Annotated in this window: 5 protein-coding genes; 3 read left to right on the top strand and 2 right to left on the bottom strand. The window is 28.2% G+C overall.

Translation table 11 applies throughout. From position 1 onward, the window contains the following. On the bottom strand, positions 1–2,354 hold a 2,354-nt coding region (gene hypD / locus WBG30_RS03660; RefSeq protein ID WP_424503292.1), incomplete at its 3' end, for a trans-4-hydroxy-L-proline dehydratase. A 3-nt stretch (positions 2,355–2,357) separates the two neighbouring features. After that, the gene (locus tag WBG30_RS03655; RefSeq protein ID WP_424503291.1) at positions 2,358–3,254 is read right to left on the bottom strand and encodes a glycyl-radical enzyme activating protein; all 897 of its coding nucleotides are present in this window, start codon (positions 3,252–3,254) and stop codon (positions 2,358–2,360) included. 250 nt (positions 3,255–3,504) lie between these two features. Here WBG30_RS03655 and WBG30_RS03650 point away from each other — a divergent pair, with 250 nt between their 5' ends. The 3 genes from WBG30_RS03650 to WBG30_RS03640 all read left to right on the top strand — a co-directional run bounded on the left by WBG30_RS03650 (position 3,505) and on the right by WBG30_RS03640 (position 6,938). Then, positions 3,505–4,116: a helix-turn-helix domain-containing protein gene (locus tag WBG30_RS03650; protein ID WP_424503290.1), complete on the top strand. Its 612-nt coding sequence runs from the start codon at positions 3,505–3,507 to the stop codon at positions 4,114–4,116. A gap of 234 nt (positions 4,117–4,350) precedes the next feature. Next, entirely contained in the window at positions 4,351–5,958 is a 1,608-nt protein-coding gene (locus tag WBG30_RS03645; protein ID WP_424503289.1) for an ABC-F family ATP-binding cassette domain-containing protein, read from the top strand. A 476-nt stretch (positions 5,959–6,434) separates the two neighbouring features. Then, complete coding sequence (locus WBG30_RS03640) at positions 6,435–6,938, top strand: hypothetical protein (RefSeq protein ID WP_424503288.1); 504 nt, start codon at positions 6,435–6,437, stop codon at positions 6,936–6,938. Positions 6,939–7,175: the final 237 nt, after the last annotated feature.

Raw genomic sequence — 7,175 nt, 5'->3', positions numbered from 1 at the left:
GTTCTTTCTATGATCTCATCTTGGAGTACTTTATCTAAATTATTGAATAGGTCACTATAACCTGCAACTCTAACAATTAGGTCTTTATTTTCATCAGGATTTTTCTGAGCCTCAATAAGTATTTTTTTATCTATAACATTAAACTGTATATGGTGACCATCCATATTAAAATACGATCTCACTAAAGCAGACATGTTTTCAAGTCCTGTTTCTCCCTCTACGACTTTAGGAGTAAATTTTTGATTTAGTAGAGTTCCCCCTGTAATAAGATGATCCATCTTAGACGCAGATTTAATAACTGCTGTAGGACCATTTCTGTCAGCACCTTTTTCTGGAGATATTCCCTCTGGCAGTGGCTTATGTGCTAACCGTCCATTAGGAGTAGCTCCAATTACAGCTCCAAAATAAACATGACAAGTAGTAGGCAGCATATTTATTCTATACTCTCCACCTTTCATATTTGGTCTCCCTGAAACTTCACTGTGATACATCTTAAATACCCTATTCATTATATTATCAGCATAGTCATCGTCATTTCCATATTTAGGAGTTCGGTTAGATACTATATTTTTGATTATACCATAATCCTCAAAGTTATTTTCCATAGCAAGAAGTAATTCTTCTAAAGTAAATTTATTTTTTTCAAAGACATTGTATTTGATAGCAGAGAGAGAATCAGTTATTGTGCCTATTCCAACTCCTTGGACATAACTAACGTTATATCTAGCTCCTCCACCATTATAATCTTTTCCATTTGTGATACAGTCATCTATTACAACAGACATAAATGGAGCAGGCATATAGTTCATATAGATAGATTCTATTATATTGTTTCCTTCTAATTTAATGTCTACAAAATATTTCAATTGAATTGAGAATGCTTCCATTAACTCTTCATAATTTTTAAATTCCTTAGGATCACCGGTTTTGGGTCCTATCTGTGTATTTGTTTCTCTATCAATTCCATTATATAATGTTATATCTAGAACCTTTGGTAGATTGAAATATCCAGTTAAAATGTATGCTTCCTTTCCATATACCCCTGTCTCGATACATCCACTGCATCCAGCTTGTCTTGCATCAGCTATAGTTTTTCCTGCATTTAGGAGCTCTTGAATAATGGCTTCAGTGTTATAAAAAGCAGGTTGTCCCCAACCTTTTCTCGAGATATCACAGGCTTTTTTTAAGAAATCATCTGGTGTTTTACGACTTATTTGCACATTAGAGCTAGGTTGAAGGAGTTTCATCTCGTCCATAACTTCTAAAATAAGGTATGATATATCGTTTACCCCGTCTTTTCCATCAGGAGTTATACCCCCAGTATTTATATTGGCAAAATCTGTATATGTACCACTTTCTTTTAGTGTAACTCCTACTTTTGGAGGAGCAGGTTGGTTATTAAATTTTATCCAGAAACATTCTAATAATTCACGAGCACCATCTTCAGTTATGTTATTATTATCTAGATCAGTTTGATAAAATGGATTTAGATGTTGATCTAATCTTCCTGGACTAAATGCATCCCAAATATTTAACTCTGTAGTTACCCCAATATGTACAAACCAGTACATCTGGATAGCTTGAGCAAATGTTTTAGGTTTATTTGCCGGGACTGTTTTGCAATTTTCTGCAATTTGAAGAAGTTCAATCTTTCTTTGAGGGTCCTCTTCTTTTTCTGCTAATTCTTTTGCGTATTCAGCATATCTTTGACCATAAATTATAATGGCGTCACAGCAAATACTCATTCCTTTGAGTTGTTCTTTCTTACTCATAGCATCTTTATCATTAAAAAAATCTAAATTACTAATCTCATTTTTTATCTGTGCTTTAAATTCAGAGAATCCTTTTCCATAGATCTTATGATCACAGACAGTATGCCCTGGAGCTCTTTGCTCCATGAATTCAGTAAATATTCCATTGTTATAGCAATATTTCCAGTCATCTCCCATATTTGAGATGATCTTATTTCTAGTAGCTCTTTCATTCCAATATGGGATTATTTCCTCTTCCTGGATTTTAAAAGCGTCATCACTAACTTTATATGAAATTTTTTCTCTGATATTCATAATTTTAAAATCATCCATAGTGTGACAGCATAATTCTGGATATGTAGGAGTTCCTGCAGGATTTTCTCCTTTTTCTCCTACGATCAACTCTCCTTCACCTATATAAAGAGTCCTATTTTTCATAAAATATTCAAAGGATTTGGCTCTGAGCACTGGGATGGAAACTTTACCTTCATACATCTTATAAGCTTCTGTTATTAATTTAGCTCTTTCAATGGAAATATGTGGAATAGCTTCTACACTTAATTTTCTTAATATCTTAGTTCTATTATTAGATCCTCTCAACATTCTTTACCCTCCTATTTCTACTGTATATTTTTTTTCAAATATTTTTTTTATTTTTTCAACCAAATCTTTATTAGGAACTTTCATTACTTTATTTTTAAAATTTAAATTTAGTTTGTTATATTTATGTTTACCAATTTCGTGATAGGGCAATAAACTTATCTTTTCAACATTTATACCATCAATAAGATCTAATATTCCTTGAATTTCAGCATCACTGGTATTTATACCTTCTATTAGTGGGATTCTAATAAAAATTCTAGAACTTAAAGAACTGAGGAGCTTAAGATTTTCAAAAATCAATTTATTGTCAACACCTGTGAACTCTAAATGTTTTTTAGAATCAATAATTTTAATATCATATAAAAATATATCTATATATTGAGAAATTTTCTCTAAATGCTCCTTACTAACAAAACCACAAGTATCTAAAGCCACTGAAACTCCTCTTTTTTTCAAAAGTCTAGCAATTTCAATAGTAAATTCCCCCTGATTGAGAGCTTCTCCTCCAGAGAGAGTCACCCCACCATTGGAATTTTTGAAAAATTCTTGGTCTTTCATCACTTCATGAACTAAATCTCTAGGATTTATATCTCTGCCAACTAGTTCTCTAGCTCCACTGACACAATGGTCAATACATTTTTCACATAAAATACAGTTATCTAGATTAGTTATAATTTTATCATTATTTAGCTCTATACAATTATTTAAGCAAGAGTTTATACAATTTTGACAATTAGTACATTTTTCATTATCATACATAATTTCATTTTTAAAACTCTGGCTTTCAGGATTATGGCACCAAAGACAAGTCATAGGGCATCCCTTAAAAAAAACAGTAGTTCTAATTCCTGGTCCATTATGGATAGAACATCTTTGAATATTTAAAATTTTTCCTTTCATAACACCTCCATTTTATTTTGTTTTCTAAGATAAAATTAAGCGTTTTTCCTTGTTATTTATTGTAAAATAAGAATCAGAAAATATTTTCAACTATAAAATAAAGAGATTTCTTATATTACTTTAGTATATTACATTTTGAACAATTAACAAAGGTTTTATTGCGTAAAATTGTTTTATTTATTTACTATATTTGCTTTATACCCATAGTGTGCTAAAATGTGAAGAGGGAAATCAAAAAGAAGGAGTTACTATGAACAAAACTGTAGGAAATCGTATAAAGAAATTAAGAACTAAAAGAAAAATGACATTAAAAGAATTGAGTTTCCTTTCGGATCTTTCAGTAGGATTTTTATCACAATTGGAAAGAGGAATGTCTAGTGTTGCAATTGATGATCTTGAGAAATTATCAAGGATATTTGATGTTGATATGAGCTTCTTTTTTACTCATGCAACAAATGAAAAGAGTTATGTGATGAAATCTTATGAAAGAAGAGTTTCACCAATTGCTAGAGGGAATTCTATTCAGTATTATCTTTCTAAAGTAATAGAGGATAAACAACTACTTCCAAGACTTATTGAACTTTTACCAGGACATAAAAGCTCTGCACTAGAAAGAGAACATGAGCATGAAGGTGAGGAATTTATATATGTACTAGAAGGGATACTCACTCTTATAGTAGATGGAATAAAGACCGATTTATATCCAGAATATACTGCACATTATTTAACATCATCACCACATAATTGGGTAAATAGCACTAATAAGACAGTAAAGTTTATTACTGTAAATACTCCTAATTTTTTAGTAGATGCAGATGGGGAAGTGTTTTATAAAAATCCAGATAAAAAAATAGAAAAATAAAAATCTCATAGATATATTTATGAGGTTTTTTTATTAAAACAAGTTTATAAATTGTAAAATGAAATGTTCTACTAAGTAAAGAAAAGACTCATGATAATATATATGTTAAATTCTGCTAAAACTTGCAATTTACAGATAATAATATTTTTATAGTTTAATTTTGAATTTTTTCAAATGTGCGTTATAATAGTATTTAGGTTATTTATAGCGAATCGTTAAAACAGGAGAAAATATATGAATATTATTAAATTTAAAGATGTAGCAAAATCACATTTAACTCAAAAGTTATATGAAAATGTTAATTTAGAGATCAATAAAGGAGAGAAGATTACTATTGTTGGTAATAATGGAAGTGGGAAATCAACTTTATTAAAATTAATAAATGAAGACGAGTACCCAACTTATGGGGACATACTAATTGAAGAGGAAGCACAAATTGCTTACTTTGATCAATTTGGAGAAACAAATTTAGATAAATCAGTAAAAGAATTATTAGACTCACCATTTGATCATATAGTAAAAGCTCAAGTTTACTTAGAAGAAGTTTCAATTCAGTTTACTGGTGAAGCAGATAATGATGAAAAAGTAATGGAAGAATTTCAAAAAGCTTCAGATTTTTTTGAAAGTTTAGGAGGATATGACTATATTCATTTACAGTCTGAATTTATAGATGTATTTGAATTAGGTAGCAAATTAGATAGAAAATTTAAAGATTTAAGTGGGGGAGAAAAGCAATATGTAAGGCTTGCAATAGCTTTATTCAAAGAATCTAACCTTGTAATATTGGATGAACCATTATCATATTTTGATAAAAAGAAGACTGCTTGGTTAGCCAACTTTATTACTAAAAGTTCTAAAGCATTTTTAGTTATTTCTCATAGTGTTGACTTTATTAGATCATTTTCTAATAAATTTTTTGATGTAGATAATTTTAAAGTAACTACATATGAAGGGGACTATAGAACTTATCAAAAGGACAAAAAGATACAACTAAAGGAAGAAAAGAAAGAAAATAGAGAAAAAGATTTTGAAATAGAAAAAACTCGTGAAAGAATTAAGCAAAAAGAAATATTGGTACAAGGAGTCGGGAATAATCATTCTCATGCTGTAATCTTAAGAAGGATGGAAAAAGAATTAGAAAGATTAGAAAATGGGAAAAATGTACATTCTAAAGAATCTGAATATGCATATAATTCTAGTCCGGAAGAATATTTTACAATTAATAAAGAAATTGGGGATATAATAGCTTCTGTTAATAATGTTTCTAAGGAATTTCCCGAAAAAACATTATATAAAGATGTTAACTTTGAAATATTAAAGAATAGTAAAATATGTATTGTCGGAGAAAATGGTGCTGGGAAATCAACTTTATTAAAGATGATTTTAGGAGAAGAAGTCCCTACTACAGGAACTATTGATATAAACCCCAAGGCAAAATTCTCTTATATAGAGCAAGAAACTATCTTAGAAGATGAAAATATGAGGATTACAGAATATATTCATGATAAAACTGGTCTAAACCAAGATTTTATCGAAGGAGCTATTGACTCTCTTTTCAATTACGAAGAAGAATTTAGAAGTAAAAAATTATATATGTTAAGTGGTGGAGAGAAAAAGAGATTAGAAATATTTACTAATATCTTAGCTGAAACTCACTTACTTGTAATAGATGAACCATCTACTTATATGGATAGTTACTCTAGGTCTACAATTGCAAATATGTTAAATGAATATCATGGTGCCGTTGTCTTAGTAACTCATGACAAAGAACTATTAAGAATGATTAATTTTGAAATATTTGATATTAGAGACAGATTATTTAGAGAGAAAGAAAGAGGTTAAAAAATAACTGATTTCTAAATTCCATCCTTTTTCAAGGATATACATGTGAGATAATAATTTAAGTATTTAAAAGCTAACTTCTCTACAAATAGAGGAGTTAGCTTTTTTAATTTTTCAAATATTTGTATTTCTTAATTCCCCATAGTTGACAAAGAGTTTTTTATAAAAAAAGAAATAATAAATAATAGAGTATAAAATTTAATAAATATGACTTAATATTTGATTAAGCTTTTTTTTACCCATAATAAATATGATACACTGATATTAAAACATTTATATAAATTTTCCAAGAGGTGATACCAATGAAAAAAAAGAAGTTATATCATCAAGAAGAATATCCAGATGCTAAAAATTTAGAATCGATAACTTTACAAAATGCTATTAAAAAGGGAGATATCTCTTGTAAAATATGTGATAGATAGTAAAATTTTATCATTCTTAAAAAATATAAAATTTAAATCAATTAGGAGTGTAAAATGGAAATTTTAAAAAACATATTTAAAAATGAAAAAAAAGTAGATGATAGCTTAGAAATTAAATTGAAAGATGAAATTACTTGTATTGATAATTTAAAATCTGAAAATTTTTTGAAAGAATATAATATAAAAGAATCTTTGAGTCCTATTTTTGAAACGTCAGAACTTTATAAAAAATTAAAAGAAATAGATTCTAGAGAAGAAGCAATCTTATTTTTGGAGGAAAGAAAAAAAATAGACTATAAAGAATATACTAAAATATTTATTAGTCGAACTATAACTACATTGAAGAAAAAAAAATATACTAAGAAAGATATAAATTTTTTAATAGATCAATTTGAAATATCCAACTTACTCATTCCTAATTTTAAAAAAATAAGGGGGAAAAATAAGGAAAACCTTATACGAGTGTTAAAGGAAAAATTAGAAATAGAAAGAGATCAAATGGTCAAAAGATCTTTTGAATATAATTTACAGATGTGGAAATTAACTCATAATAAATAGTAAAAAATTCTAATTTGTTTATAAGTTACAAATTTTTTTGTAATTTTTATTTAAAATGTCAATAAAATAAGGTTTAGAAGGACAGTATAAAATTACTGTCTTTTTATTTAGTGGGTCTATCCCGAATTACGTGTACATTCAATTCCTAACTACTAGAGGAGAGCTGTTAAAACGGCTCTTTTTTTACATATATTTTTCTACTTGTTCTGGATAAATTATCACTAACATTCTTAATAT

The sequence above is a fragment of the Psychrilyobacter sp. genome (assembly GCF_049671765.1).
Taxonomy (GTDB): domain Bacteria; phylum Fusobacteriota; class Fusobacteriia; order Fusobacteriales; family Fusobacteriaceae; genus Psychrilyobacter.
The sequence above is the reverse complement of the archived record's forward strand: the minus strand, read 5'-3'. Positions and strand labels throughout refer to the sequence as shown.